Source organism: Aeromonas sp. OTU364, assembly GCF_038440395.1.
Taxonomy (GTDB): domain Bacteria; phylum Pseudomonadota; class Gammaproteobacteria; order Enterobacterales; family Aeromonadaceae; genus Aeromonas.
In genome coordinates this window covers 1-26,486 of record NZ_JASATR010000015.1, presented here as the reverse complement: position 1 = coordinate 26,486, position 26,486 = coordinate 1, and the positions used below count along the sequence as shown (strand labels likewise).

The 26,486-nt window shown below is 59.2% G+C and carries 25 protein-coding genes; 23 read left to right on the top strand and 2 right to left on the bottom strand.

The features are described 5' to 3' along the window. Nucleotides 1-5 precede the first annotated feature (5 nt). The 7 genes from ptsP (at nt 6) to AAHB08_RS14780 (ending at nt 7,214) form a co-directional block, all read left to right on the top strand. Nucleotides 6-2,285, top strand: coding sequence for a phosphoenolpyruvate--protein phosphotransferase (gene ptsP / locus AAHB08_RS14810; protein ID WP_202047415.1), 2,280 nt, complete (start codon nt 6-8; stop codon nt 2,283-2,285). 67 nt (nt 2,286-2,352) lie between these two features. Continuing rightward, a complete protein-coding gene (lgt, locus tag AAHB08_RS14805) occupies nt 2,353-3,180 on the top strand; it encodes a prolipoprotein diacylglyceryl transferase (RefSeq protein WP_041207083.1) in 828 nt (275 codons plus the stop codon). A 91-nt stretch (nt 3,181-3,271) separates the two neighbouring features. Then, nucleotides 3,272-4,066 (top strand): thymidylate synthase, encoded by a 795-nt coding sequence (gene thyA, locus AAHB08_RS14800; RefSeq protein ID WP_247627256.1) that lies wholly within the window; start codon nt 3,272-3,274, stop codon nt 4,064-4,066. Nucleotides 4,067-4,351: 285 nt separating this feature from the next. Next, nucleotides 4,352-5,542 (top strand): Na+/H+ antiporter NhaA, encoded by a 1,191-nt coding sequence (nhaA, locus tag AAHB08_RS14795; protein ID WP_247627255.1) that lies wholly within the window; start codon nt 4,352-4,354, stop codon nt 5,540-5,542. Continuing rightward, nucleotides 5,539-5,943 carry a hypothetical protein gene (locus AAHB08_RS14790; RefSeq protein ID WP_342059337.1) on the top strand — a complete coding sequence of 135 codons (405 nt, stop codon included), beginning with the start codon at nt 5,539-5,541 and terminating at the stop codon, nt 5,941-5,943. The genes nhaA and AAHB08_RS14790 overlap by 4 nt, the downstream gene beginning before the upstream one ends. Continuing rightward, nucleotides 5,930-6,862, top strand: coding sequence for a transcriptional activator NhaR (nhaR, locus tag AAHB08_RS14785; protein ID WP_342059336.1), 933 nt, complete (start codon nt 5,930-5,932; stop codon nt 6,860-6,862). The genes AAHB08_RS14790 and nhaR overlap by 14 nt, the downstream gene beginning before the upstream one ends. Nucleotides 6,863-6,911: 49 nt before the next feature. Next, on the top strand, nt 6,912-7,214 hold the full coding sequence (locus AAHB08_RS14780) for an ArsR/SmtB family transcription factor (RefSeq protein WP_342059335.1): 303 nt from the start codon (nt 6,912-6,914) through the stop codon (nt 7,212-7,214). Nucleotides 7,215-7,263: 49 nt separating this feature from the next. Here AAHB08_RS14780 and rpsT read toward each other — a convergent pair whose 3' ends face one another. Further along, entirely contained in the window at nt 7,264-7,527 is a 264-nt protein-coding gene (gene rpsT / locus AAHB08_RS14775; RefSeq protein ID WP_139436823.1) for a 30S ribosomal protein S20, read from the bottom strand. Nucleotides 7,528-7,718: 191 nt separating this feature from the next. On the opposite strand from rpsT, the gene murJ reads away from it, so the two are divergent. From murJ to AAHB08_RS14715, 12 genes are all read left to right on the top strand, one after another. Beyond that, on the top strand, nt 7,719-9,281 hold the full coding sequence (gene murJ, locus AAHB08_RS14770) for a murein biosynthesis integral membrane protein MurJ (protein WP_342059334.1): 1,563 nt from the start codon (nt 7,719-7,721) through the stop codon (nt 9,279-9,281). Between the two features lie 120 nt (nt 9,282-9,401). Further along, nucleotides 9,402-10,376 (top strand): bifunctional riboflavin kinase/FAD synthetase, encoded by a 975-nt coding sequence (ribF, locus tag AAHB08_RS14765; RefSeq protein ID WP_025325710.1) that lies wholly within the window; start codon nt 9,402-9,404, stop codon nt 10,374-10,376. Next, nucleotides 10,376-13,237, top strand: a complete 2,862-nt coding sequence (ileS, locus tag AAHB08_RS14760) for an isoleucine--tRNA ligase (protein WP_342059333.1) — start codon at nt 10,376-10,378, stop codon at nt 13,235-13,237. Before ribF ends, ileS begins: the two co-directional genes overlap by 1 nt. Beyond that, nucleotides 13,237-13,743 carry a signal peptidase II gene (gene lspA / locus AAHB08_RS14755; RefSeq protein ID WP_043131468.1) on the top strand — a complete coding sequence of 169 codons (507 nt, stop codon included), beginning with the start codon at nt 13,237-13,239 and terminating at the stop codon, nt 13,741-13,743. Before ileS ends, lspA begins: the two co-directional genes overlap by 1 nt. Then, entirely contained in the window at nt 13,740-14,192 is a 453-nt protein-coding gene (gene fkpB, locus AAHB08_RS14750; RefSeq protein WP_247627250.1) for an FKBP-type peptidyl-prolyl cis-trans isomerase, read from the top strand. Before lspA ends, fkpB begins: the two co-directional genes overlap by 4 nt. Next, on the top strand, nt 14,192-15,127 hold the full coding sequence (gene ispH, locus AAHB08_RS14745; RefSeq protein ID WP_342059332.1) for a 4-hydroxy-3-methylbut-2-enyl diphosphate reductase: 936 nt from the start codon (nt 14,192-14,194) through the stop codon (nt 15,125-15,127). Before fkpB ends, ispH begins: the two co-directional genes overlap by 1 nt. 185 nt (nt 15,128-15,312) lie before the next feature. Further along, the gene (locus tag AAHB08_RS14740) at nt 15,313-15,825 is read left to right on the top strand and encodes a GspH/FimT family pseudopilin (protein ID WP_342059331.1); all 513 of its coding nucleotides are present in this window, start codon (nt 15,313-15,315) and stop codon (nt 15,823-15,825) included. After that, nucleotides 15,816-16,235, top strand: coding sequence for a type IV pilus modification protein PilV (gene pilV / locus AAHB08_RS14735; RefSeq protein WP_342059330.1), 420 nt, complete (start codon nt 15,816-15,818; stop codon nt 16,233-16,235). The genes AAHB08_RS14740 and pilV overlap by 10 nt, the downstream gene beginning before the upstream one ends. After that, nucleotides 16,232-17,314 (top strand): PilW family protein, encoded by a 1,083-nt coding sequence (locus AAHB08_RS14730; RefSeq protein ID WP_342059329.1) that lies wholly within the window; start codon nt 16,232-16,234, stop codon nt 17,312-17,314. The genes pilV and AAHB08_RS14730 overlap by 4 nt, the downstream gene beginning before the upstream one ends. Nucleotides 17,315-17,337: 23 nt before the next feature. After that, entirely contained in the window at nt 17,338-17,790 is a 453-nt protein-coding gene (locus AAHB08_RS14725) for a PilX N-terminal domain-containing pilus assembly protein (RefSeq protein ID WP_052814608.1), read from the top strand. Between the two features lie 13 nt (nt 17,791-17,803). After that, nucleotides 17,804-21,178 carry a pilus assembly protein gene (locus AAHB08_RS14720; protein ID WP_342059328.1) on the top strand — a complete coding sequence of 1,125 codons (3,375 nt, stop codon included), beginning with the start codon at nt 17,804-17,806 and terminating at the stop codon, nt 21,176-21,178. After that, entirely contained in the window at nt 21,175-21,582 is a 408-nt protein-coding gene (locus tag AAHB08_RS14715; RefSeq protein ID WP_342059327.1) for a type IV pilin protein, read from the top strand. The genes AAHB08_RS14720 and AAHB08_RS14715 overlap by 4 nt, the downstream gene beginning before the upstream one ends. Before the next feature lies 1 nt (nt 21,583). Here the strand turns inward: AAHB08_RS14715 and AAHB08_RS14710 are convergent, their stop codons facing one another. Beyond that, on the bottom strand, nt 21,584-21,961 hold the full coding sequence (locus tag AAHB08_RS14710; RefSeq protein ID WP_168236406.1) for a type IV pilin protein: 378 nt from the start codon (nt 21,959-21,961) through the stop codon (nt 21,584-21,586). A gap of 93 nt (nt 21,962-22,054) precedes the next feature. Here AAHB08_RS14710 and AAHB08_RS14705 point away from each other — a divergent pair, with 93 nt between their 5' ends. Genes AAHB08_RS14705 through AAHB08_RS14690 form a run of 4 tightly spaced genes read left to right on the top strand, consistent with a single transcriptional unit; the run spans nt 22,055 to nt 26,472 of the window. Beyond that, nucleotides 22,055-22,588, top strand: coding sequence for a GspH/FimT family protein (locus AAHB08_RS14705; RefSeq protein ID WP_446699536.1), 534 nt, complete (start codon nt 22,055-22,057; stop codon nt 22,586-22,588). Further along, nucleotides 22,582-23,226: a PilW family protein gene (locus AAHB08_RS14700; RefSeq protein WP_404837722.1), complete on the top strand. Its 645-nt coding sequence runs from the start codon at nt 22,582-22,584 to the stop codon at nt 23,224-23,226. Before AAHB08_RS14705 ends, AAHB08_RS14700 begins: the two co-directional genes overlap by 7 nt. 1 nt (nt 23,227) lies before the next feature. Then, a complete protein-coding gene (locus tag AAHB08_RS14695; protein ID WP_342059326.1) occupies nt 23,228-24,358 on the top strand; it encodes a PilX N-terminal domain-containing pilus assembly protein in 1,131 nt (376 codons plus the stop codon). An 11-nt stretch (nt 24,359-24,369) separates the two neighbouring features. Then, nucleotides 24,370-26,472, top strand: a complete 2,103-nt coding sequence (locus AAHB08_RS14690; RefSeq protein WP_342059325.1) for a prepilin-type N-terminal cleavage/methylation domain-containing protein — start codon at nt 24,370-24,372, stop codon at nt 26,470-26,472. Nucleotides 26,473-26,486 lie beyond the last annotated feature (14 nt).

The window sequence follows — 26,486 nt, the reverse complement described above, 5'->3', positions numbered from 1 at the left end:
ATTAGTTGCTGACGGAACTCAGACGCATCGTCGAGAGCATGGCCGAGGCCAACACCCTCGAACAGGCCTTGCAAGCATTGGTGAGCCAGACCCGGCTCGCCATGACGGTGGACTGCTGCTCCGTTTATGTCGCCGAACCAGACATGCGCCGCTATCGACTGGCGGCGACCGATGGTCTGGCCGAGTCTGCGGTGGGCAAGGCCACCCTACCGTTCGAGCAGGGCATAGTCGGTCTGGTGGGTCAGCGGGAAGAGCTGATCAACCTGGCGGATGCGCCTTCTCACCCCAGTTTCAAGTTCCTGCCCGATGTCGCGGAAGAGGCGTTTCGCTCCTTCCTCGGCGCCCCCATCATGCACCAGCGCCAGGTGGTCGGCATTCTGGTGGTGCAGCAGAAAGAGAGCAGGCTGTTCGATGAAGGGGAAGAGTCCTTCATGGTCACCCTGGCGGCACAGCTGGCGGCCCGCATCGCCCAGGCCCAGGCCAAGGGTTGGTTGCAGAAGACCGACTGGAGCAAGCCGCTGCGCGGCATCGCCGGTGCCAGCGGCATCGCCATCGCCAAGGCCTGGGTGTGGCGCCCGCGCAAGGCGCTCAACAGCATCACCCCGCGCAAGGACGAGGAGCACGGCAAGCAGCTGGCCCGGCTGGAGCTTGCGGTGGAAGAGGTACGCCACGACCTGGAGAGCCTGGCGCTGCGCTTTCGCGAAAGCTACAGCCAGGATTCGGTCGCCATCTTCGACATCTATCTGCACCTGCTGAACGATCCCGGCTACATCAAGCCCATCCGCAACAAGGTCAGCAAGGAGCACTGGACCGCCATCTCCGCGGTCAAGATCATCAGCGATCGGCTGATCGAGCAGTTCAAGGGGATGAAGGATCCCTACCTGCGGGAGCGCTCCACCGATGTGAAAGACATCGCCCAGCGGCTCATCAGCCGGCTGGTGCAGGACGAACCCGAGCAGCTCACCATAGGCGAGCCGGTGGTGCTGGTCGCCGACGAGGTGACCGCCACCATACTCGCCGAGATCCCGCGGGAGTTTCTGAGCGGCGTGGTCTCCCTCAAGGGGGGAACCAACTCCCATGCCGCCATCCTGGCCCGTGCCATGGGGGTGGCGGCCATCATGGGGGTGGATCTGCCCCTGGGTGACATAGGCGGGCGCACCCTGGTCATCGACGGTTACAGCGGCGATCTCTTCATCGAGCCCAATCAGGTGATCCTGACCGAGTACCGGCAACTGCTCAATGAGGAGCGGGCGCTCGATACCCTGGTGCGCAGCGTCGACAACCAACCCTCGGAGACGGCGGACGGCACCCCTGTCTCCTTGCTGCTCAACGCCGGCCTCAGCGCCGACACCGAGATCTCCCTCAACCATCTGGCGGACGGGGTCGGGCTCTATCGCACCGAGATCCCCTTCATGCTGCAGGATAGCTTCCCCTCCGAATGGGAGCAGACGGCGCGCTATCGGGGGATCCTGGAGACCTATCGGGATCGCCCGGTCTGCATGCGCACCCTGGACGTGGGGGGGGACAAGCAATTGCCCTATTTCCCCATAGTGGAGGAAAATCCCTTCCTTGGCTGGCGGGGGATCCGGCTCACCCTGGATCACCCCGAGTTGTTCCTGGTGCAGCTCAAGGCCATGCTGCGCGCCAGCGAAGGGCTGGACAATCTGGCCATCATGCTGCCGATGATCAGCAGTGTCAGTGAAATCAAGGCTTCCCGCCGGCTGCTGGATCAGGCCTGGCGTGAAGTGTCGGAAGAGGCGGCGAGCCGCGATGCGGTGATCCGCTACCCCAGCCTGGGGGTGATGATAGAGGTGCCCTCCGCCCTCTACATCCTGCCGGAGATGGCCCCCCTCATCGATTTCTGGTCGGTGGGCAGCAATGACCTGACCCAGTATCTGCTGGCGGTGGATCGCAACAACGCCCGGGTCGCCAGCATCTATGACGCCTTCCATCCCGCGGTGATCCGCGCCCTGCAACTGCTGGTCGATGCCTCCCATCGCTACCAGAAGCCGGTCTCGGTCTGTGGCGAACTGGCCGGGGATCCGGTCGGCGTGCTGCTGCTGCTGGCCATGGGCTATCGCCGTTTCAGCATGAACACCCACAACATTTCCCGCATCAAGTACGTGCTGCGTCAATCCGATCTCGGCGAGCTGAAGGCGCTGATGGCGGATGGCCTCAAGCACGACAATCCCCACGTGCTCCGTGGCCTGTTTGCCCGCTACCTGGAAGAGCACGGTCTGGGCGGTTTGCTGCGCGCAGGCCACAAGACCAAGCTGCCCGATTGATATTCAGTCTTGTTCCTGCTGACGAATGATCGGAGAATGCGGCTTTTCTTATGACTGGGGCCGCGCCATGCAGCACGACGGATATTGGGTTTTCTCGCAGATTGATCCCGTAGCATTCAGTTTGGGACCACTATCGGTACGCTGGTATGGTCTCATGTATTTGTTTGGTTTCGCCTTTGCCATGTGGCTTGCAGGCCGCCGCGCCGATGCGCCCAACAGTGGCTGGACCCGCAACGAGGTCTCTGACCTGCTGTTCTATGGCTTCCTCGGGGTGATCCTGGGCGGACGCATCGGCTATGTGCTGTTCTACAACTTCGATCTCTTCCTGGCCGATCCCACCTACCTGTTCAAGATCTGGACCGGCGGCATGTCGTTCCACGGCGGCCTGATCGGGGTCATCACAGCCATGATCTGGTTTGCCCACAAGACCAAGCGTCACTTCTTCACCGTGGCAGACTTTGTGGCACCGCTCATTCCGTTCGGCCTCGGCGTCGGCCGCATCGGCAACTTCATGAACGGCGAGCTGTGGGGCCGGGTCACGGACGTGCCCTGGGCCATCATCTTCCCGGAGGCCGGCCCAGAGCCGCGTCACCCCTCCCAGCTCTACCAGTTCGCCCTGGAAGGGGTGGTGCTCTTCATCATCCTGAACCTGTTCTGGCGCAAGAACCCGCCACGGGGCGCCATCTCCGGCATGTTCCTGCTGTTCTACGGCCTGTTCCGCTTCCTGGTGGAGTTCGTACGCCAGCCTGACAGCCAGCTGGGTCTCTACTTCCAGGAGATCAGCATGGGCCAGATCCTCTCCACCCCGATGATCATCATCGGCGCCCTGATGATCTGGGTTGCCTACAAGCGTCCTCAGCTGTTCGGCAACGCGGCGAAGGAGGCAAAGCAATGAGGGCCTGTCTCGGTCTTATACAGAAGATCCTGCCACAATATTCCTGCGGGAGTGTGAGGATGTTTGGTGATGCCGCGAAGGAGGCAAAGCAATGAGGGTATATCTCGACCTGATGCAAAAGATCCTGGATGAAGGCACAGTCAAATCCGATCGCACCGGCACGGGGACAGTCTCCCTGTTCGGTCATCAGATGCGCTTCAATCTGGCGGAAGGCTTCCCGCTGGTCACCACCAAGAAGTGCCACCTGCGTTCCATCATTCACGAGCTGCTGTGGTTCCTCAATGGCGACACCAACACTGCCTACCTGAAAGAGCACGGCGTCAGCATCTGGGACGAGTGGGCTGACGAGCACGGCGATCTGGGCCCTGTCTATGGTGCCCAATGGCGTTCCTGGCCGGCGGCCGATGGCACCGTCATCGACCAGATCCAGAAGGCGGTGGATGACATCAAGCACAACCCGGATTCGCGCCGCATCATAGTCTCCGCCTGGAACGTGGGTGAGCTGGACAAGATGGCGCTCGCCCCTTGTCACGCCTTCTTCCAGTTCTATGTGGCGGACGGCAAGCTCTCCTGCCAGCTCTATCAACGCAGCTGCGATGTCTTCCTCGGTCTGCCGTTCAACATCGCGAGCTACGCCCTGCTGACCCACATGATGGCCCAGCAGTGCGATCTGGCCGTGGGCGACTTCGTCTGGACCGGTGGCGACGTGCACCTCTACTCCAACCACATGGAGCAGACGGCGCTGCAGCTCTCCCGCGAGCCGCGTTCCTTGCCGCAGCTGGTGATCAAGCGCAAGCCGGACTCCATCTTCGACTACCGGTTCGAGGACTTCGAGATCCAGGGCTATGATCCCCATCCGGGTATCAAGGCCCCTGTCGCCATCTGATCCTGCATCCGCCGTGATGGCGAGCGGTGCTCGGCGGGATCTCCCGCTATGCTATTCCACCTGTTCGAAAGGCGCCTGCGGGCGCCTTTTTCATGTCTGGAAAGCATGAATATGCAAAGAAATGAATGCTCCAGAGGCGAGGGAAGGTGGGGGAAAACGTGCTTATAGCAGACATGATTTGCTTTGCCTTCGGTTTTCCCGTTGTTATTGGCAGTTAGAAACGATTTTTCATTGGTTCACTCGCCCCCTAGACTGAAAAAGTACAATTTTATGGATAGTTAGACCATGAGCGATGTGTTCAAGCGATTTCTCAAACTGGAGTCAGCCTCCGGAATAATTCTGATCCTGGCCGCCCTGTTGGCCATCGGTCTGGCCAACTCTGCCCTGGCGGAGCACTATCAGAGCTTCCTCAATACCCAGGTACAGGTGCGCATTGCCGCCCTCGACATCAACAAGCCGCTGCTGCTCTGGATCAACGACGGCTTCATGGCGATCTTCTTCCTGCTGGTCGGGCTGGAAGTAAAGCGTGAGATGCTGGAGGGGGCGCTCTCATCACGGGTGCAGGCCACCTTCCCGGCCATCGCCGCCGTGGGCGGCATGCTGGCCCCTGCGCTCATCTATGCCTTCTTCAACTACGAGGATGAAATCACCCGGGCCGGCTGGGCCATTCCAGCCGCAACCGACATCGCCTTCGCCCTCGGGGTGATGGCGCTGCTCGGCAAGCGGGTGCCGACCAGCCTCAAGGTATTCCTGCTGGCCCTGGCCATCATGGATGACCTTGGGGTCATCATCATCATCGCCCTCTTCTATACCCAGCAGCTGTCGCTGACTGCACTGGCGGTCGGCATAGTGGCGACCCTCACTCTGCTCTGGATGAATCGTCGTGGTGAGGACAGGATCGGTCTCTACATGCTGGTGGGTCTGGTGCTCTGGGTGGCCGTGCTCAAGTCGGGCGTCCATGCGACCCTGGCCGGCGTCATCGTTGGCTTCATGATCCCGCTCAACGGCAAGCGTTATGCCTCGCCGCTCAAGCACCTGGAGCATGTGCTGCATCCCTGGAGCGCGTACCTGATACTGCCGTTGTTTGCCTTTGCCAACGCCGGGGTCTCCCTCGACGGCATCCAGCTGTCGGATCTGCTCAGCCCGGTGCCCATGGGTATCATTCTGGGGCTCTTCATCGGCAAGCCCCTCGGCATCTTCACCATCAGCTGGCTGTCGGTGAAACTCGGCATCGCCCAGCTGCCGAGTGGCGTCAACTTCAGACAGATCTTTGCCGTCAGCATCCTGTGTGGCATCGGCTTCACCATGTCGATGTTCATCGCATCGCTGGCATTCGAGCATGGCGGACTGGACTACGGCAGCTACTCACGCCTCGGGATCCTGGTGGGATCCACTCTGGCGGCCGTGATCGGTTTTATCGCCCTGCGGATATCGCTGCCCAATCGGGAGGCGAATCAAAGCACGGAGGGGTTATGAGAAGACTCGGATGGTTAGTCTTGCTGGCGAGCCCGGCAGTCTGGGCGAATAGCCTGGCGGATTGCCAGCAGGATGCGGCGTCGGCCAGTTGTTCGGCCTATCTCAACGGGGTGGTGGACAGCGCCCTCATGCTGGGAGACCAGCAGGCCAAGGCCCTATTCGGTGAAACCTTCACCGAACGGGCCCTGAGCAGCAGGGCTGGCGAGCGAGTCAAGCAGTCGAACAAGCGCTACTGCGGGGAGCGGATGCCGGATCCGGCCCACCTCAAGCTGACCCTGCAAGAGCAGTTCGGCGCAAACAAAGTTGACTCGATCAGCGACATGTATGACATTCTGGCGGTTGAACTCAGCTGCTACCGGAGCCCGCGCAGCGCGGGAACCCCATCGGATGTCACACCTTAATTACAACCACCTTTACTATTTTTGGATGACTCAGAAGAAGGGCTCCGTCACCCAGGCGGCGGAAGCCCTCTTCCTCACTCCCCAGACCGTCACCGGTCAGATCAAGTTGCTGGAGCAGCGCCTCGGCGGCAAGCTGTTGATCCGCAAGGGGCGCTCCCTGGAGGCCACCGAGCTGGGCCAGCTGGTGTTTCGCTATGCCGACAAGATGTTCAGCCTCTCCTACGAGATGCTGGATATCGTCAACTACCGCAAGGAGAGCCAGATCCTGTTCGACGTCGGCATCGCCGATGCTCTCTCCAAGCGCCTCGCCAGCCGGGTGCTGCTCTCCGTCATCCCCAACGACGGCTCCATCCACCTGCGCTGTTTCGAATCGACCCACGAGCTGCTGCTGGAGCAGCTGAGCGAGCACAAGCTCGACATGATCCTCTCCGATTGCCCGGTGGACTCCAGCCAGCATGCCGGTCTGCTCTCCAAGCGGCTGGGGGGCTGCGGCGTCAGCTTCTTCTGCAAGGCGCCGCAGCCCGAAAAGCCTTTTCCCGCCTGTCTGGAGGAGCGCAAGCTGCTCATCCCTGGCCGTCGAACCGCCATGGGGCGTCAGCTGACCCAGTGGTTCGAGCAGCAGGGCATCTCTCCCAGCATCCTGGGGGAATTCGACGATGCGGCCCTGATGAAGGCATTTGGCTTCTTCAATCAAGGTATCTTCATGGCGCCGACCATCTATCGGGAGGAGATCCTGGAGGGGGAGGAGGTGATGCTGATCGGGGAGACCCAGGATCTGATGGAGGAGTACTACGTCATCTTCGCCGAGCGGATGATCCAGCATCCGGCGGTGAAGCGGGTGTGCGAGAGTGATTTCTCCTTCCTCTTTGCCGGTCAGGAGGACTTCACCACCATTCAGCCGGCGACCCTGTCATTTTAAATCGACGGGGCAGGGGGTATGATTCCTGTCTTGCAGGGGAGGGAATGCGATGCAGTTGGAAGAGATGGAGGCGAATGCCGGACGTGCGGTGACCCTGCTCAAGGCGCTGGCCAATGAACGGCGCTTGTTCATTCTGTGCCAGTTATTGGACAGAGAGCTATCGGTAGGGGAACTCAACGGGGTGCTTGGACTGAGTCAATCGGCCCTGTCACAGCATCTGGCGGTGTTGCGGCGCGATGAGCTGGTGGCGACGCGAAAAGAGGCCCAGACGGTCTACTATTCGCTGCGCAGCCATGAGGTACGCGAGATGATTGGATTGTTGCATAAGTTGTATTGCAGCGAACCCAAATAAAAAACCGGCACTAAGGCCGGTTTTTTTAGCTTTATTCAGCCGAAGCTGATTAAGCCATGGCTTTGATCTGGGAAGACAGGCGGCTCTTGTGACGAGCAGCTTTGTTCTTGTGGATCAGGCCTTTGGTCGCCATACGATCCATGATCGGCTGAGCAACAGCGAAAGCGGCAGTGGCTGCAGCCTTGTCGCCAGAGGCGATGGCAGCGATCACTTTCTTCAGGTAGGTACGGGTCATGGAACGACGGCTGGCGTTGTGCTGACGACGTTTCTCTGACTGAAGAGCACGCTTCTTAGCAGATTTGATGTTAGCCAAGGTAAAACTCCTAAAACTGTCTTAGCGAGTGTATTGAAAAGGCCCGGAAATATGCCTTCCCAACCACATATTGTCAAATGATTTGTGCAAATAAACACCGCCCCCCGGTGGTGTGTCAGATGGGAGACGGTTAAACTGTCGGCCGATTCTAACAGCATTCTTTTCTTTCTGACAGTTCCAGAGGCCTCGTCTTGAGTAAGAAATTGATCAAATCCGGCATGATAGTGTCCGGAATGACGCTGGCGTCCCGCGTGATGGGCTTGGTGCGCGATGTGGTCATCGCCAATCTGCTCGGTGCCGGGGTGGCCGCAGACGTCTTCTTCTTCGCCAACCGCATTCCCAACTTCTTGCGCAGGTTGTTCGCCGAAGGGGCCTTCAACCAGGCCTTCGTGCCGGTGATGACGGAGTACAAGAAAAACGGTGACGAGCAGGCCGTGCGCGAGCTGCTGGCGGCGGTGGCGGGCACCCTTGGGGGAATAGTCACCATAGTCACCCTGCTCGGGGTGCTGGGCTCGGGTGTGCTGACCGCCATCTTTGGCTGGGGCTGGTTCTGGGACTGGCTGCACGGCGGGCCGGCGGCCGAGAAGTTCGAGCTTGCCAGCCTGATGCTCAAGATTACTTTCCCCTATCTCTGGTTCATCACCTTCACCGCCATGGCCGGTGCCATCCTCAACACCTTCGGTCGCTTCGCCGTCTCCTCCTTCACGCCGGTGTTTCTCAACCTCACCATGATTGCGGCGGCCTGGTGGATAGCCCCGTTGCTGGAGCGGCCCGAGATCGCGCTGGCGATCGGCGTCTTCCTCGGCGGCCTGGTGCAGTTTCTGTTCCAGTACCCCTTCCTGCGCCAGATCAACATGCTGGTGTGGCCCAAGTGGGGTTGGCACCATCCTGGTGTGGTGAAGATCCGCACCCTGATGATACCGGCGCTGTTCGGCGTCTCGGTCAGCCAGATCAATTTGCTGATCAACACCATGCTGGCCTCCTTCCTGGCGACCGGCGCCATCAGCTATCTCTATTACTCGGATCGCCTGCTGGAGTTCCCCCTCGGTCTGTTCGCGGTCGCCATCAGCACTGTGATCCTGCCGGCGCTGGCCAGGAAACATGTGGATGCGGATCCGGCCGATTTCTCCCGCACCATGGACTGGGGGGTGCGCATGGTGATGCTGCTCGGTCTGCCCGCCATGGTAGGGATTGCCGTATTGCGCGAGCCCATACTGCGGGTGCTGTTCATGCGCGGCGAGTTCGGCATGCACGAGGTGGCGATGTCGAGCGCCAGCCTGCTGGCATCCACCACTGGCTTGCTGTCGCTGATGCTGATCAAGGTGCTGGCCCCTGGCTACTACGCCCGCCAGGACACCAGGACCCCGGTGCGGATCGGCATCATGGCCATGGTGGCCAACATGGTGTGCAACCTCATCTTCATCTATCCGCTTGGTTATGTGGGGCTGGCGCTCGCCACCGCCTGCTCCGGCACCCTGAATGCGGCCCTGCTGTTCAAGGGGCTCTATCAGCAGGCCGTCTATCGCCCTTCCCGCAACACGGGCCTGTTCTGCCTCAAGCTGCTGGCAGCGACCGTGCTGATGGGGGGCGTGCTTGGCTATCTGTCACCGGGTCTTGCCCAGTGGGGGGCCTGGAGCATGGGCAAGGCCACTCTGGAGCTGACCTTGCTGCTCTGCCTTGGGGGCGCATTGTATGGAATCGTCCTGCTGGTGCTGGGGGTCAGGCCAAGACACCTGAAATCGGGTCAGCAATGAGGCTGATGAGGCCCGGGTTCCGGGCCAGATACCTGAAATCGGCTCAACAGCAGGGCTGACCCTGATTGCTGCCTGATATATAATCCGCCGATTTCCATGGCAGCAACGCACAAGGCACTGATGGAGCTCATTCGCGGCATTCACAATATCAAGCCCCGTCACCGGGGCTGTGTATTGACCATAGGCAACTTCGATGGGGTTCATCAGGGACACCATGCGGTGTTGGCCCGCTTGCAGGAGAAAGCCGCCCAGCTTGGCCTGCCCGCCTGCGTCATGCTGTTCGAGCCGCAGCCCCTTGAGCTCTTTGCGGGGGACGCCGCCCCTGCCCGGCTCAGCCGCTGGCGAGAGAAGTACGAAGCCCTCAAGGGGATGCAGATAGATCGCATGCTCTGCGTGCGGTTCACGCACCGCTTCGCCGAGCAGGCCGCCAGCACCTTCATCGAGCAGCTGCTGGTGGAGAAACTTGGCGTGCACTACCTGGTGGTGGGCGATGATTTTCGCTTCGGCAAGGGGCGGGAAGGGGACTTCCACCTGCTGGAGGAGGCGGGCCACCGCTTCGGCTTCGAGGTGATCAGCACCCAGAGCTTCCAGGTCGAACGCCAGCGGGTCAGCAGCACCCTGGTGCGCGAGGCCTTGAAGGCAGGGCGGATGGCGGAGGTGGAGCTGATGCTCGGCCGCCCCTATGCCATCAGCGGCCGGGTGGCCCACGGCGACAAGCTGGGGCGCACCATAGGTTTTCCTACCGCCAATCTCGCGCTCAAACGGCAGGTGATCCCGGTCGGTGGCGTGTTCGCGGTGGAAGTGTTATGTTCCGGCAAGACCTTCCCCGGTGTCGCCAATGTGGGTGTACGGCCGACCTTGAGCGGTACACAAGCCAGATTGGAAGTACATCTATTTGATTTTTCTGGTGATCTATACGGTCAGCAGGTCAAGGTGCTGCTTCGCCACAAGCTGCGCGAAGAGCAGAAGTTTGCCTCTTTCACCGCCTTGAAAGAGCAGATCGAACGAGATGCCCTGGCGGCCCGAGCCTGGTTCGGGCTGCCACCATTCAATTTACCCAGCACTCTTTTAGAAAAGAAGGGAACCCAGGACTGATGAGCGACTATAAACACACCCTGAATCTGCCGGAAACCGAGTTTCCGATGCGTGGCGATCTGGCCAAGCGCGAACCCAACATGCTCAAGCGTTGGTACGATCAGGATCTTTACGGCGCCATTCGCCGCGCCAAAGCGGGCAAGCCTTCTTTCATTCTGCATGATGGCCCTCCCTACGCGAACGGCAGCATTCACATCGGTCACTCGGTCAACAAGATCCTCAAAGACATCATCATCAAGTCCAAGGGCCTCTCCGGCTTCGACTCCCCCTATGTGCCGGGCTGGGATTGCCACGGTCTACCCATCGAGCTGAAGGTGGAAGGCATGGTCGGCAAGCCGGGGGAGAAGGTTTCCGCCGCCGAGTTCCGCGCCGAGTGCCGCAAATACGCCAAGACCCAGATCGAGGCGCAGAAGACCGACTTCATCCGCTTAGGGGTGCTGGGTGACTGGGAACACCCCTACCTGACCATGGACTTTGGCACCGAAGCCAACATCATCCGCTCCATGGCCAAGATTGTCGCCAATGGTCACCTGCACAAGGGTTCCAAGCCGGTGCACTGGTGTACCGACTGTGGCTCCGCGCTGGCGGAAGCCGAAGTGGAGTACTACGACAAGAATTCCCCCTCCATCGACGTGCGTTTCAAGGCCGTCGACGAGGCGGGCGTTGCCGCCAAGTTCGACTGCCCTGAAGGTCACTTCGGCCGTGGCCCGCTCTCTGCCGTGATCTGGACCACCACCCCCTGGACCCTGCCGGCCAACCGCGCCATCGCCATGCACGCCGATCTGGACTACGCCCTGGTACAGGTGGAGGGTGACAACCCCGAGCGCCTGATCCTGGCCGCCGAGCTGGTCAAGGACGTGATGGACCGCGCCGGTATCGAGAAATTCCACAACCTGGGCTATGCCAAGGGCGCGGCGCTCGAGCTGCTGCGCTTCAACCACCCCTTCTACCGCTTCGACGTGCCGGTCGTGCTGGGTGATCACGTCACCCTGGATGCCGGTACCGGCGCCGTGCACACCGCCCCTGGCCACGGTCAGGAAGACTTCGTGGTCGGTCAGAAGTATGGTCTGGAAGTGGCCAACCCGGTGGGCAGCAACGGCGTCTACCTGCCGGATACCGAGCTGTTTGCCGGCCAGCACGTGTTCAAGGCCAATGCGGCCGTGGTCGAGGTGCTGACCGAGCGTGGCGCCCTGCTGCACCACAAGGTATTCAATCACTCCTACCCGCACTGCTGGCGTCACAAGACCCCGATCATCTTCCGTGCCACCCCCCAGTGGTTCATCAGCATGGAGCAGAAGGGGCTGCGCAAGCGCGCGCTGGAAGAGATCGAACGCATCGAAAAAGATGGTATCAAACAACACGGCCAGAGCGGCTGGGTGCCGGCATGGGGCAAGAACCGCATCCAGGCCATGGTCGAGAACCGTCCTGACTGGTGTATCTCCCGTCAGCGTACCTGGGGCGTGCCCATCTCCCTGTTCGTACACAAGGAGACTCAGGAGCTGCACCCTGAATCCGTGCGCCTGATGGAAGAGGTGGCCAAGCGGGTCGAGCAGTCCGGCATTCAGGCCTGGTGGGATCTGGACAAGGCCGAGCTGCTGGGCAGCGACGCCGACCTGTACGACAAGGTGCCCGACACCCTGGACGTCTGGTTCGACTCAGGTTCGACCCACTCCTCCGTGGTCGATGCCCGTCCCGAGTTCAACGGCAACCCGGCTGACATGTATCTGGAAGGCTCTGACCAGCACCGTGGCTGGTTCATGTCCTCCCTGATGATCGGCGTGGCCATGAAGGACAAGGCTCCCTACAACCAGGTGCTGACTCACGGCTTCACCGTGGACGGCCAGGGCCGCAAGATGTCCAAGTCCATCGGCAACGTGGTCAGTCCGCAGGACGTGATGAACAAGCTGGGCGCCGACATCCTGCGTCTGTGGGTAGCGAGCACCGACTACACCGGCGAGATGACCGTCTCCGACGAGATCCTCAAGCGCTCCGCCGATGCCTATCGCCGTATCCGCAACACAGCCCGCTTCCTGCTGGCCAACCTGAACGGCTTCAATCCGGCGACCGACATGGTGGCACCGGCCGATATGGTGGTGGTGGATCGTTGGGCCGTGGGTCGTGCCAAGGCGGTACAGGCCGAGATCATGGCTGCGTTCGACGAGTACAACTTCCACGGCGTGACCCAGAAGCTGATGCAGTTCTGCTCCATCGAGATGGGCTCCTTCTATCTGGACGTCATCAAGGATCGCCAGTACACCGCCAAGGCGGACAGCCTGGCCCGTCGCTCCTGCCAGACCGCGCTCTATCACATCGCGGAGGCCATGGTGCGCTGGATGGCGCCCATCATGAGCTTCACCGCCGACGAGATCTGGGCTCTGCTGCCGGGTGAGCGCGGTGAGTTCGTGTTCACCGAAGAGTGGTACGACGGCCTGTTCGGGCTGGAAGCGGGCGAAGTGCTGAACGACGATTTCTGGGCCGAGATCCTCACCGTGCGCGGTGAAGTGAACAAGGCACTGGAAGCCGCCCGTGGCGAGAAGCGCATCGGTGGCTCCCTGCAGGCCGAGCTGACCCTGTTCGCCAAGCCCGAGCTGGCCAAGCGCCTGAATGCCCTGGCCGATGAGCTGCGCTTCGTGCTGCTTACCTCCAAGGCCAAGGTGGTGGTGGCTGACACAGCACCGGAAGGTGCCGTTGCGACCGAGCGCGATGATCTGTGGCTGAATGTGACCCAGTCTGCTGCCGCCAAGTGCGACCGCTGCTGGCACCATGTGGAAGACGTGGGCACCATAGCCGGTCACGAAGAGATCTGTGGCCGCTGCGTCACCAACGTCGAGGGTGACGGCGAAACGCGTCAATTTGCCTGATGAACATGACTCAAGACACTCAAAAAACCGGCCTGCGTTGGCTGTGGCTGGCTGTGCTGGCCTTCGTACTGGACCAGGCGAGCAAGCTCGCCGTGGTCAAGCTGCTGCCGTTTGGCTATCCGGGGGTGGAGATCACCCCCTTCTTCAACCTGGTGCATGTCTACAACAAGGGCGCCGCGTTCAGCTTCCTGGCCGATCAGGGGGGCTGGCAGCGCTGGTTCTTCGCGGTCCTGGCGTTTGCCATCTGTGGCCTGCTGACGCACTGGCTGCGCAAGCAGTCGGTCACCCAGCGCTGGAGCGGCATCGCCTATTCCCTCATCATCGGCGGCGCCCTTGGCAACGTCTTTGATCGCCTGGTGCTGGGTCACGTGGTCGATTTCCTCGACTTCTACTGGCAGCGCTCCCATTGGCCCGCATTCAACCTGGCGGACAGCTTCATCTTCATCGGCGCCGCCATGATAGTGCTGGAAGGCTTCCGCTCCGAAAAGCAGAAGGAGGCGGCATGAGCCAGGCCATAGGCGCTGACAGCAGCGTGCTGTTCCACTTCTCCATCAAGCTGGAAGACGGCTCGGTGGCCGACAGCACTGCGTTGCACGGCAAACCGGCCCGCCTGCGGATGGGCGACGGCAGCCTGACATCGAGCTTCGAGCAGTGCCTGCTGGGGCTGCAACAGGGAGAGGCCAAGAGCTTCACGCTGGCGCCCGAGCAGGCATTCGGTCTCTCCAATCCCGACAACATCTACCATCTGGACAGAGCCAAGTTTGGTACCGATGTGGAGCCAAAAGTCGGCACCATCATCCTGTTCGATCAGCCCAATGGCAGCGAGCTGCCGGGCATCATACGGGCGGTTGAAGGGATGTCGGTGACGGTCGATTTCAACCACCCGCTGGCGGGCCACACCGTCACCTTCGAGGTGGAGATCCTGGGTGTGGATGATGAGGAGAAGGTGCACTGATGGACATTCTGCTGGCTAACCCCCGTGGTTTCTGCGCCGGTGTCGACCGTGCCATCAGCATCGTCGAGAGCGCATTGGAGAAGTTCGGTGCCCCCATCTATGTCCGTCACGAGGTGGTACACAACCGCTATGTGGTGAACAAGCTGAAAGAGGCGGGGGCCGTCTTCGTCGAGGAGCTCGACGAGGTGCCGGACGACAGCATCGTCATCTTCTCCGCCCACGGCGTCGCCAAGACGGTGCGCGAGATGGCCAAGTCCCGCGCCCTCAAGGTGTTCGATGCCACCTGTCCGCTGGTGACCAAGGTGCACATGGAGGTTCATCGCGCCAGCCGCAAGGGTTCCGAGGCCGTGCTCATCGGTCACGCCGGTCACCCCGAGGTGATAGGCACCATGGGGCAGTACGAGAATCCGGAAGGGGGCATGTATCTGGTGGAAACGCCGGACGATGTGGCCAGGCTCAAGGTGAAGAACCCGGATGACCTCTGCTTCGTCACCCAGACCACCCTGAGCGTGGACGAGACCTCGGACGTCATCGATGCGCTGCGCAAGCACTTCCCCAAGATCCAGGGGCCGCGCAAGGATGACATCTGCTACGCCACCCAGAACCGTCAGGATGCGGTCAGGGAGATGGCCGGGCTGGTGGATGCCATGCTGGTAGTGGGATCTCGCAACTCTTCCAACTCCAACCGCCTGCGGGAGCTGGCCGAGAAGGTGGGGGCGCGAGCCTACCTCATCGACGATGCCTCCATGATTGAATCCCCCTGGCTGGAAGGGGTCGAGCGTATCGGGGTGACGGCGGGGGCCTCTGCTCCCGATGTGCTGGTTCAGAATGTCATCGCCCGTCTGCGTGAGTTGGGTGGCAAGATAGTGACAGAACACCCGGGTCGCGAAGAGAACGTGGTCTTCGAGGTGCCGCCCGAGTTGCGTATCCTCTGATTGACATGCCGGCCCTGTGCCGGCATTTTTGTGATCAAGCTCCCATACCTTGTATATAAAACCATCATAACTTCTCGTTTGAACCCGTAGTTGCAATTACCAACACCGACAACACTGTTTAGACTGTCTCTATCTCACCAATACCGCCCCCAACCATGGATGGAACTGAAGGAGGGTTTGGCACGGTGCACAACAGGACGTTTGCGTCTCTCGGCTTCACGCTCATCGAGCTGATGGTCACCATAGCACTCTTGTCTATCCTGCTGACGCTGGGAGTCCCTTCCTTTCACTCCTTGATCAGGAACATGAGCCTGACGACGCAGGCGAATCAGTTCGTGGCTTCCGTACAACTGGCACGCAGCGAGGCGGTCCGGCGCAATCGCAGCGTGTTATTGTCGGCGCAGGCTGGCAACACGGCCTTGCATTGGGAGCGGGGATGGCAGGTGTGGAGTGATAACAATGGCAACGGCAGTCTGGATGGCGGGGAACTGATCCGCCAGTTTGGCTCGCTCGGGGGAGACGTCTTGACCAGTGACACTGCGATGCTGCGTTTCACCAGCAATGGCTTTCTCGATGGCCGCACTCCTCAGGGACATGTCTTCAGTCTCACGCCATCCTCCTGTGCCGGAGTGAGCGGGCGCAGTATCAGCATCAATGGGACAGGTCACCCGTCGGTTGAGGAGGTCACATGCATGTGACGCGCGATAGCGGTTTTTCGCTGCTGGAGGTCATGATCGCCGTGTTGGTGCTGTCGGTGGGTATTCTCGGTATGGCCACTCTCCAGTTACAGGCGCTAAAGAGCAACCAGTCGGCGCTGAGCAAGACCGAAGCGACCCAGTACGCCAGCTTGATCTGCGATCTGATGCGGGCCAACCGCAGCGCCGCCCTGGCCGGTCAGTACGATATCGCACTGGGTGAGAGTGCGTCAGGGGCGACGGCGGCCGTGGCGGACCTTCAATACTGGAAGCAAACGCTCGCCTCCTTGCCGCAGGGGGACGGGTCCGTGGTGGTCAGCCAGGGGCGTGCCACCATCAGGGTGCAGTGGCAAGGGGGCCGTCAGGCGGGTGAACCTGCCCAACAGGCCTTGATAGTGAGGACAGAGCTGTGAAGACCGCATCGAGGCATCACCAGGCTGGTGTAGGTCTGGTAGAGGTGATGATTGCCCTGCTGCTCTCCCTGTTCACTATTGGGGTCATCATCCAGGTCTTTCTGGGCAATCACCGTACTTTTCTGATCACTGAGGCGGTCGCCCGGGTACAGGAGGAGAGTCGCTTCGCTCTCAATCTGATGCAAAAAGAGCTGCGACTGGCTGGGTATCTGGGATGCATCAGCAAGCAAGGGGTGACCATTACCAGCACCCTGAGCGCGACGACAACCCCTTATGACTTTCGCATCCGGATCCGTGGTTATGACAACCTGGGCAGCACCTTGCCCACCGCGATCTCCGGGTTGTTCGGGGCAGGGGAACCCAAGCCGCGCAGCGGCAGTGATCTGCTGCTGATCCAGAGCCCGGTCGGTAGCGGAGTGCCCGTGATCCGCAACAACAGTGCCGCCCAGTTGTTTGCCCAACTGCTGTCGACCAAGGCCAACTACTGTGCGCCCAACAAGCCTGCTTACAGTGATTTTTGCGAGGGCGACATCGTCATGGTGTCCGACTGCCAGAAGGCGAGGGTCTTCCAGATCACCAATGTGCAGGCCGCGGGGGGAGAGCTCAATATCAACCACTCCAACAGCAACAGCTATGTCCCAGGCAATACGGTGAGCTCCTGGGGAGGGAGCAGCGCCCCTGCCGAGGAGCGATTTGGCCCGGGTTCGTTGCTTCACCGACTGGAGACTCGGCTTTACTACATTGCCCGCCCCGCCGCTGATCGTCCCTGGACCCTCTATCGCAAGAGCGGTAGCTCCGCTGGCACGCCTGTGGTGGATGGGATAGCCGATCTGCAGCTCACCTATGGTGAGGATCGCAATAGGGATCGCGCCGCCGATACTTATGTGACAGCGGGATCAGTGAGCAACTGGGACAATGTGATGAGTGTCGGGATCGCCCTGTTGCTTCGCAGCGGTCAGGGTGGTGTGCTCTCATCGCCTCAATCGGTCAGCTTTGCTGGCGGTACCTTCCAGAGCGCGGACAGCCACTGGTACTGGACAACTGAGACCACGGTTGCGCTGCGTAACAGGGTTCCCTAGGAGGCACGATGCGGCAACGAGGAATGGTATTGATCTTGAGCCTCATCTTCCTGACGGTGGTGAGCCTGCTGGCGATGGCCGCCATGCGTGGGGGCGTGCTGCAGGAGAAGATGGCGGGGAATTATCAGGAGAGCCTGCAGGCATTCCAGGCGGCCGAGGCGGCGCTACGGGGGGCTGAGCGTTATATCGAAGGCGGAACTGCTGGGCCCTTCGACAACAGCGATGGACTCTATGAGTTGGTAGACACTGCCATGGATCCGCTGGCATCGGCCACTTCATGGCGCAGCCACAATACTGGTGGTCAGGGGCCATCACCCGAGTATTTCATCGAGCGGCTGCCCTATACCCAAAGCCTAAACGAGAATCTGGCTGCGGACGAACCTCAGGGTGAGCGTCGCCTCTACCGCATCACTGCCAGGGGATATGGTCTGTCGAACGAGAGTTTCGTGCTGTTGCAGTCAACCTACAGTCGATAGGAGGGGAGCGAGGATGCGTAGATCAGCATGGATGCTGTTGGGACTGTTGCCAGTGCTGACGGCTCAGGGGGCACTCGATATCGCCCAGACCCCCCTCTATCTCGGCACTCGTGCCGAGCCCAACATCATGTTCACCCTGGACAACTCGAGTTCGATGCTCTCCGAGGTGATGCCGGAAGAGCTGGTGCCATCCAACCTCAACGTGTTTTTCATCTATCCAAGAGCCGATGAGGTGTATGGCAGTTATGACTGGAGCAACAGCACGGTTACGTTCGCCGCTACCAATGACCTCAATGCCTATAGCCGGTCGAGCCAAAACAACAAACTCTATTACAACCCATCCTTGAGTTATCGCCCCTGGGCCAATGCGGATGGATCCCTGATGGTGAATGCCAATATAAGTTGTGCGCCACATAACCCGACCAATACGATGGCAGGTTGCCGCGATTTGACCAAGAACAACAAGCTGCGGGCAAACTACTACACCAGTTTTTCCGCCGATTACAACAGAAATGCGGAAGAGACATTCTGGCCAGCCATCTACTTTGCCTACAAGGGAAGTGGCGACGTGAGGAAGGCTGGCAGCTATACCCGGGTTGAGATCAAGTCGGGCAGCACCTATGACAACCGGCCCAACCGCAGCGATTGCAAGAGTGCTCCTGTCTGCACTTATGCCGAAGAGATCCAGAACTTTGCCAACTGGTATACCTATTACCGATCCAGGATCCTGGCAGCTAGGGCAGGGATCGGGCGCGCCTTCGCAACCCAGGGCAATACCATCCGGGTGGGATTCACCACCATCAATAGCGGCAGTACCATGCTGCGCAATGTGGCGCCATTTACCGGCTCCCAGCGCACTGGTTTCTTCACGGACCTCTATAACGGCAAATTTAATGGCATCCATTACACGCCGCTGCGGACCAGTCTCCAGGATGTGGGAAATTATTTTTCCCGCACGGACAACAATGGCCCCTGGGTAACCAGTGCGGGCAGTACTGCAGCGCATCTGACCTGTCGACAGAGTTACAACATTCTGATGACAGACGGCTACTGGAGCGAGGGGCGTTCTTATAATCCGAACCCTGTGGTCGGTGATCTGGACAAGGACGGAACGGCCGACACCTTGGCCGACGTATCCCTCAACTATTGGAAGACGGATTTGCGCACCGACCTGGTCAACAAGGTGCCGACCAGCACGGCAGATCCGGCGAATTGGCAGCATCTGGTCAACTTCACCGTGGGATTGGGAGTGAATGGCACATTGAATCCCGCCAACGGGATGCCAGCTAGCTGGCCCAACCCTTACGGTTCCGACGCCAGAAAAGTGGATGACCTCTGGCATGCCGCAGTCAACAGCAAGGGAGGATTTTTCAGTGCCGCCGATCCCACCACCTTCGCTACCGCGCTCGGCAATACACTGGCCCAAATCGCATCGCGTACCAGCTCGGCTAGCTCGGTGACGGCCAATGCCACTCGGCTCGACAGCAATACCCATATCTATCAAGCCCGTTACAACAGCGGGGATTGGTCAGGTCAACTCATTGCCATCCCGCTCGATGACAGTGGCGCTTTGGGGGGACAAGCCTGGGATGCAGCGGCTGAACTGCCAGAACCCGACGAGCGCCGCATCTTCACTCTGCAGGGGGGGAGTGGCATCGACTTCACTTGGGGGGCTCTCAACATAGCGAACAGAGCCCTGTTCGCCGTAGGAGGAGACTCTCTTGGTGAGTCAAGAGTGAATTATCTACGTGGTGATCGCAGCGGCGAGCAGGGGCGAGGGGGATCCTTCAGAGACCGCAGCACCATTCTGGGGGATATCATCAACTCGGATCCCGTCTATGTGGGGCGTCAGGACTATGGCTATGGCGCGGCCAGCGGGCTGACTCAAACCGAGCGGGAGAGATATGCCGCCTTCCTGAGTTCGACTCTGGTGACCGGCCGCCCGCCGATGCTCTATGTCGGGGCTAATGACGGTATGCTGCATGGCTTCAGGGCCAGCGACGGCGTAGAGACCATGGCCTACGTTCCTGTATCCCTGCTTGGGGGGTTGGCGCCTTTGACCCAGACGGGCTATGCCCACCGCTACTATGTGGATGGTTCGCCCAGGGTGGGGGATGCCTATCTGAATGGTGACTGGAAGACGGTGCTGCTGGGCAGCACAGGGGCAGGTGGCAAGGCGGTGTTCGCCATCAACGTGACGAACCCTGCCGATATGGTGGCCAGCAATGTGATGTGGGAATTCAACGCCAGCAGCAATGCCGAGATGGGGGTGGCGCTCTCGGTGCCGACCCTGGGAAGGGTCAAGGCGGGTAACAAGTGGGTGGCGTTGGTGGCCAATGGTTATAACAGTCAGAGCCAGATAGCCAGGTTGTTTGTGATCGATCTGGCGGATGGCTCCCTTATAAAGGAATTGAGCACAGAGGTTGGCTCCAATTCAGCCCCAAATGGCCTGTCGAGCCCCTTGCCAGTGGATGTGGACGGGGACAAGCTGATCGATTACGTCTATGCCGGCGATCTGCAGGGCAATCTGTGGAAGTTCGATTTGACAGCCAACAACAGCAACCAGTGGGCTGTAGCGCTGACGAGCGGGAGTGGCAGAAATCAGGTTCCGGCGCCTTTGTATCAGGCATGTGACGGTACTTGTTCGGCGACGGCACGCCAGCCCATCACGGTTCGACCACTGGCACTTCGACATCCCAATGGTGGGGTGATGGTCCTGTTCGGGACGGGAAGTTATTTTACCAACGATGATAAAAGCCTGCCGAGTACGCCGCGGGTGGACGCTGTATATGGTATCTGGGATGCCGATGGCCAGACCAGCACCATTACGGCCAGCCAGCTACAGAGTCAGTCCATCACCAACGAGCTGGCAGCCAATGGCACTACTCGCAAGTTCAATGTACGGGTCGTTTCCAACAGTGCGGTGGACTACAGCGCTCGCAAGGGGTGGTTTCTCAAGCTCATTTCGCCAGGACTTTCCAAGGGCGTGGGTGAGCGTCAGGTGGCAGAAATGATGTATCGTCACAAGCGATTGATCTTCAACACTCTCATCCCCTCATCCGACGCCTGTGATTTCGGAGGACGATCCTGGTTGATGGAGATTGAGCCCTTCTCGGGGGCTCGCCTCACTTACTCGGTATTCGATGTCAATGGCGATAATGCCGTCAATGATGATGACTATGTCGACGTGCCGGACGGTAACGGGGGCTCCACCAAGGTGCCCGCCAGTGGCAAGCAGTTTGATGAGCTGACGACGACCCCGAGCGTGGTGGAAGATGGTGAGGTTGAGCGTAAATACATGAGCGGTTCCAGCGGCAATGTGTCGGTGACGCTGGAGGAGGGGGCGGGTGAGCTGGGAGGCAGGCAGTCTTGGATTCAACTGGAATGAAACAGCCCAAGGGATTTTCCCTGCTGGAACTGATGATAGTGGTCGTGGTGGTGGCGATCCTGTCGGCCATCGCCTACCCCAGTTATCAGGAGCATATCGCGGCGTCACGCAGAGCCGAGGCGAGAGCCGCCCTGATGGAGGCGGCCCAATACATGGAGCGGGAATTCACCCTGACGGGAGACTATGGCTCGGCCAGTCTTGCGTCGGCCGGGCTCAGCACCCTGCCGAGAGATGGTGGCTCTGCCTATTACCAGTTGGCCGTCAGTGCCAGTGGCGGTCTTTTCACCCTCAGCGCGACGCCAACGGGGGGCATGAACGGAGACAACTGCGGTGTGCTGATATTGGATCAGGCGGGGCGGCAAACCGTCTCGGGTGCATCATTTACTGCGGCTGACTGCTGGTGATTCACTTCCAGCAATCAGATGGCGTCTTGGTATCGGCCTTGTTGAGGGTCAATATGGTGCAACCTGCATCGTTGCTCTGACTGCCCTTGGCAGTGGCTATCAGGGTATAAACCGTGGCGGTAGCGCCAGAGATGGTGAAGGTGTAGTAATCGCTTGCCGGGTTACCGACTTGGGATGGTGTCCCGCTATAGCTTGCATTGGATATACGAAACTCCTCCTGCTTGAGCTGCATGCTCAGCAGTCCCTTGAGAGCCTCGGCGCGACGGGACTTCTGCAGTCCATTGGTAAAGCTCGGATAGGCTACAGCCGCCAGGATGGCGACGACAGCCACCACGACCAGCAGCTCCAGCAAGGTAATACCTGATTGTTTGGTTCTCATGGGCGGCGTGCTCTCGAAACGGTTTGATACTATAGAATAGTACTGACGCTGGGCTCTACTGGCATGGGCAAAAAGAAAGGAGTCTTGAGCTAAATGATGCGCACAGTAGGACGTGTTTCCGGTTTCACCCTGATTGAGCTGTTGCTGACACTGACGGTGGCTGCATTGCTGCTGGCTGTAGCCCTGCCCAGCTACCAGTCATTGCGACAGGAGCAAATGGTCAGGGCTGCCACGCAGGCTCTTTACACCGACGTCATGCTGCTCAAATCCGAGGCGGTCAAACGCAATCAGACGCTCAATCTCCTCCTTTTTAACAGTGGTGCGAGCAACTGGTGTTACCGGGTCCATGTCGATGGCAGTTGTAACAGTTGTGCCGACGCGTGTTCCAGTATCGAGGGGCGCAAAGGGGTAGATGCCAGTGAGTTTCCCGGTATCACCTTGGTGGCGAGTTACAGTGAGTCGGCAACCAATATCAGACCCCTCAGTATTTCTCCCCGCCGAGGCTCTCTCACGGCGGGCAACATTGCAATCTCATCCGGAAACCATGCCATGCGGGTCGTCACCAATAATGTCGGACGGGTGCGTACCTGTGCCGTCAGCAATGTAAGCGGGGTGCCAACATGCTGAGGCGACATGCAGGTTTCAGCCTGGTGGAGCTGATGGTTTCCATGGTGGCGGGTTTGCTGCTGGTGGCCACGGTGATCTCGCTTTTCGCGACCATTCTCAGGGCCAATAGTACCGCCATGAAGGTAAGTCGCCTCAATCAGGAGATGCAGGCGATCACCGATATGATAGCCCGCGATATAGAACGGGCAGGCTATGATGCCAGTGCTGCCACCGCTACCAGATTGGTATCTGGTGCAGCACCTTCCCCCTTCTATTTTGATGCCAGTGTCGACCTGCTGGATGAGACGGCAACAGGTTCCAAGCTCTATCGCTGTATTAGAGTGAATTATGATGACAATGAAAATGGTGTGCTGAATAACAGCGCATCTAGCAGTCTCGAAACGCGTGTTTACAGTTACAGCAGTGCCGAAAAGGGAATCAAGCTGGCGACGGGAGCCAGCCCTGCCTGTGACAGTGGCAGTCTCATCTCGACCGATAACACCATAGAAGTTACTCAGCTCACCTACGGCTTGTTGGCGAATAGTCAGGTGAGTGGCGCCAGGGCCATCCAGCTCAATATATCGGGTCGCTACAAGGACAACACGACGTTGACGTTGAACTTGCAGCGGGATATCAAGCTGCGCAATGACGGATACTGATATGAGAACCCAGTCCGGTTTTACGACGTTCACAGTCACACTGATCCTGCTGTTGATCCTGCTGGCAGTCACTCTGCTGGTGGGTAAGCTGCTGGTGGCCGATCGTCGCATCACATTGAATGAAACCCTCTATCGTCAAGTGATGGCCTTGGCAGAGCAGGGGTTATCCTATGGCTTTGGTCGCCTCTCGGCTGAAGGCTCATCTTGTCCCTCTTTGCTGCCCGCTTGGTCAGGGAACTCTTTTTCTCCATCTGGTGCAGGCGGGGCTTATACCCTGACAGTCGAATGCATAACCCCCTTTCCCGTGGTGGCGGGAAGTACCACACTCGTTGCCCCCATCCGTATTCGTTCCGTGGCCAATTTGAGTGACAGCCAGGCCCAGGCGGCGGTCGAGGCACAATATGTGCAAAATAACGTGCTGGCAGGCACCCCCGCGGCTCCTCTGACCGTTGCCGGTGGCATGGCGGTGGGGGGGAATTTTACCGTTGTTGCCAATCCCAATGGAGGGGGACCCGGAGTGCCGCTGTCCATCTGGACCAATGATTATGTAGATCTGAATACGGGGTCCGGCCAGACCTGCCATCAGGGGGATTACGCCGGTGGCTGCAGTGCCAACATCAGCCAACCGGGCAGTAAGCAGTCGGATATCAAGGATAGCGACCCCGATTTTCCAACCGACCTGGTGTGGTATTTGTTCAATGAGAATGACGATGATGCTGGTTGGGCAAACATCGAATCCAGGGCCAATCAGATAGTCACGAACTGCAATGGTCTGGGGCCGACGACAACCGGGCTTATCATTGTCGACGGTGATTGTAGTCCGGGGTCCAATATTGGTACTCAGGCCGCCCCTGTTGTGTTGATCATTCGAGATGGCAACTTGACCATCAATGGTAACCGTCAGCTATTTGGGTTGGTGTTCGCTTACGCCTCCGACCCTGCCACTACGACCGCGGATATCAAACTCACCGGCGGAGCCATCGTCAATGGCGCTCTGGCTGCCAACTTCAAGCTGGGCAATTCCAATGGTACCTATGATGCGAAATATGATGAGGCCGCACTGAGCAATATCAGGACAGGCGCCGCCTTTCAGACTCTTAAGCAGGTTCCAGGTAGCTGGCGCGACTGGTAGAGGACAAGCAAATGAAACGGCAAAAAGGATTTGGCCTGTTTGAGATACTGGTAACCCTGGTTGTGTTGGGGGTGGGGGTGGTCGGCCTGGTGATGCTGTCGAAGTCGGCCCTCACGGCCTCCCAGGATGGGCGGCGGTATGAAGTTGCCATGCGACTCGCGGAATCCAAGATTGAGGAATTTCGTAATTTCAACAGTCTGGTGACGGCGACGGCCCCGCTCACTGCCTATTCGGCCATTACGAGTGGCAATGCGACCAAGAACCAGTCTGGTGACAGTTACACATTGGCCTGGACAGTGACCAACCAATATTGGAACGGAGCTACTTCTGCATGGCAGAACACGGCTCCTGCAGGGTATCTGCTGAACTACCCTGGGCGAAAGCAGATCAATACGACAGTGAGCTGGACCAACAGTGAAGGAGTGACCGCCTCGGTCGCACTTACGGGTTATGCCTCTCCTACGGAATCATTGACTGCGGAACAGTTGAGTGGGGGGCTGGATACCGCTCGGACAGGGCCGAAGATAAATTACACCCCTGGGGTGGCGCCGGACGTCATTTCCATCGATCTCGGCAACGGCAGCAGACAGGAAACCAGCAAGCCTTCTCCGACTGTGGTGGCCAAAAACAACACTGTCGGCAAGGAAGTACAGTTTGAAACAGTGACGTATCAGCCTGCAAATCAAGGGAATACCCAGCAAATCCAGCAAGATATCAGCTCGGTAAGCTGCGCCTGTACCTATGGTTCAACCTTGAGTGCCTCTCTGCCGGGTCAGGCCTACAGTACTTCCACCAACCAGCTCTACTGGAAAGTAGGTGCACAGCAGAGCAAGCAGACCGGGACCGTCAGCGGCAATAACCAGCCAGCGCTCTGCACAAGCTGCTGCAAGGATCATTTCGATGGTTCGGGGGGGAGTTTTACCAGCTACTATGCACCGCTCAATACCAGTCGACAGCGCTATAACAGCGCACTGTCCGTGGCGGCCAGTGGCACCTATGTTGATGCTTGCCGGTTTGTGCGACTGGATGGATACTATCGCCCCCTCCCGGATTGGAACCTGGTCAAGGTTATTGTTACCACCTCGGATTTCTTGGCCAAGGCCGCCAATCAGGTCAGTTACCAGAATTACATCCAGTATGTGGTCAAGACCTATATCGACTGGCAGAAACAGACCCTGAACTGGACCTCGACCCCGACGGCAACAGCACCTGCGATCAGTGATTTTTCCACATGGCTTCAAACCCCTGCCAATGTTGCGCCTGGTGGTGATGCGGTTACGGAGATCGCGATCAATACCGGTACGCGCCAGCTGATTGCCCGTGGCATCTATGTCGATATTTTGAACCCCACCTATCTGACCGGGATAGATACCAATGTCACTGGCTATCTGGCAAAGGTGCCTTTTCAGGATATCAACCTGACCATGTTGGCGGAGTGGTCCATGACTCCACTCAATGGCCAGTTGACGGGGGCAGCTACCGACTACGCCACCGTCAGCAATGAGCCGGTCGATACCATAGTGGATCTCAATAACTACTACTTCGGCAGCTATAGCCGTGGCTATCTGGCAGCCAAGAAATCCACCAAGGACAGTAGCCAGGTGCTGCAGAGCGTGAAGGTAAAAGCCACCGTCTATCAGGGTAATTCAGGGGTCACCGCGACGCTGATTTCACCAAGCGATCAAAGCCTGGCACTCAGTACCGAACTGGCAGTGAAAATAGACACTGGCGTTGTGACACAGCCCTTGTTGACGGTAACGGGCAAGGTGGAGTGTCTCGAGAAAACAAAAAACAACGATCCCACTCCCAAGGCCTGCAAGAAGAATGTCTTCAGCAGCTTGGGCATCAGCACCTCGACATCCGGGGCCACTTGTCATGTGGATGCGCCGAGCAGTGATAACCAGACGGCCATCTATACCTGTACGGCTGCACAGAATAGTACTCTGGTGGTGAACTTCTCCTACTCGGGGAACAACACGACCTTCCTGCTGAAGCCGAGTTCGTTAAGTATTCCCATGACACCGCCAGCCAGCGGCCAGGTCATCAGCGGCCCCTGCACCCTGCTGGTGGACAATGGTGTCACCAACGCAGCAAACCTGACCTGCTCTCCCTGAAGATGTTGCGGGAG

Coding starts and splice junctions, on each gene's coding strand:
- ribF (WP_025325710.1), top strand. CDS start 9,402: ATGGAGCTCATTCGCGGCATTCACAATATCAAGCCCCGTCACCGGGGC.
- AAHB08_RS14695 (WP_342059326.1), top strand. CDS start 23,228: ATGAGAACCCAGTCCGGTTTTACGACGTTCACAGTCACACTGATCCTG.
- ileS (WP_342059333.1), top strand. CDS start 10,376: ATGAGCGACTATAAACACACCCTGAATCTGCCGGAAACCGAGTTTCCG.
- thyA (WP_247627256.1), top strand. CDS start 3,272: ATGAGGGTATATCTCGACCTGATGCAAAAGATCCTGGATGAAGGCACA.
- AAHB08_RS14720 (WP_342059328.1), top strand. CDS start 17,804: ATGCGTAGATCAGCATGGATGCTGTTGGGACTGTTGCCAGTGCTGACG.
- lgt (WP_041207083.1), top strand. CDS start 2,353: ATGCAGCACGACGGATATTGGGTTTTCTCGCAGATTGATCCCGTAGCA.
- fkpB (WP_247627250.1), top strand. CDS start 13,740: ATGAGCCAGGCCATAGGCGCTGACAGCAGCGTGCTGTTCCACTTCTCC.
- ispH (WP_342059332.1), top strand. CDS start 14,192: ATGGACATTCTGCTGGCTAACCCCCGTGGTTTCTGCGCCGGTGTCGAC.
- AAHB08_RS14780 (WP_342059335.1), top strand. CDS start 6,912: ATGCAGTTGGAAGAGATGGAGGCGAATGCCGGACGTGCGGTGACCCTG.
- nhaR (WP_342059336.1), top strand. CDS start 5,930: ATGTCACACCTTAATTACAACCACCTTTACTATTTTTGGATGACTCAG.
- lspA (WP_043131468.1), top strand. CDS start 13,237: ATGAACATGACTCAAGACACTCAAAAAACCGGCCTGCGTTGGCTGTGG.
- AAHB08_RS14715 (WP_342059327.1), top strand. CDS start 21,175: ATGAAACAGCCCAAGGGATTTTCCCTGCTGGAACTGATGATAGTGGTC.
- AAHB08_RS14690 (WP_342059325.1), top strand. CDS start 24,370: ATGAAACGGCAAAAAGGATTTGGCCTGTTTGAGATACTGGTAACCCTG.
- AAHB08_RS14790 (WP_342059337.1), top strand. CDS start 5,539: ATGAGAAGACTCGGATGGTTAGTCTTGCTGGCGAGCCCGGCAGTCTGG.
- AAHB08_RS14705 (WP_446699536.1), top strand. CDS start 22,055: ATGATGCGCACAGTAGGACGTGTTTCCGGTTTCACCCTGATTGAGCTG.
- AAHB08_RS14710 (WP_168236406.1), bottom strand. CDS start 21,961: ATGAGAACCAAACAATCAGGTATTACCTTGCTGGAGCTGCTGGTCGTG.
- AAHB08_RS14725 (WP_052814608.1), top strand. CDS start 17,338: ATGGTATTGATCTTGAGCCTCATCTTCCTGACGGTGGTGAGCCTGCTG.
- AAHB08_RS14700 (WP_404837722.1), top strand. CDS start 22,582: ATGCTGAGGCGACATGCAGGTTTCAGCCTGGTGGAGCTGATGGTTTCC.
- pilV (WP_342059330.1), top strand. CDS start 15,816: ATGCATGTGACGCGCGATAGCGGTTTTTCGCTGCTGGAGGTCATGATC.
- nhaA (WP_247627255.1), top strand. CDS start 4,352: ATGAGCGATGTGTTCAAGCGATTTCTCAAACTGGAGTCAGCCTCCGGA.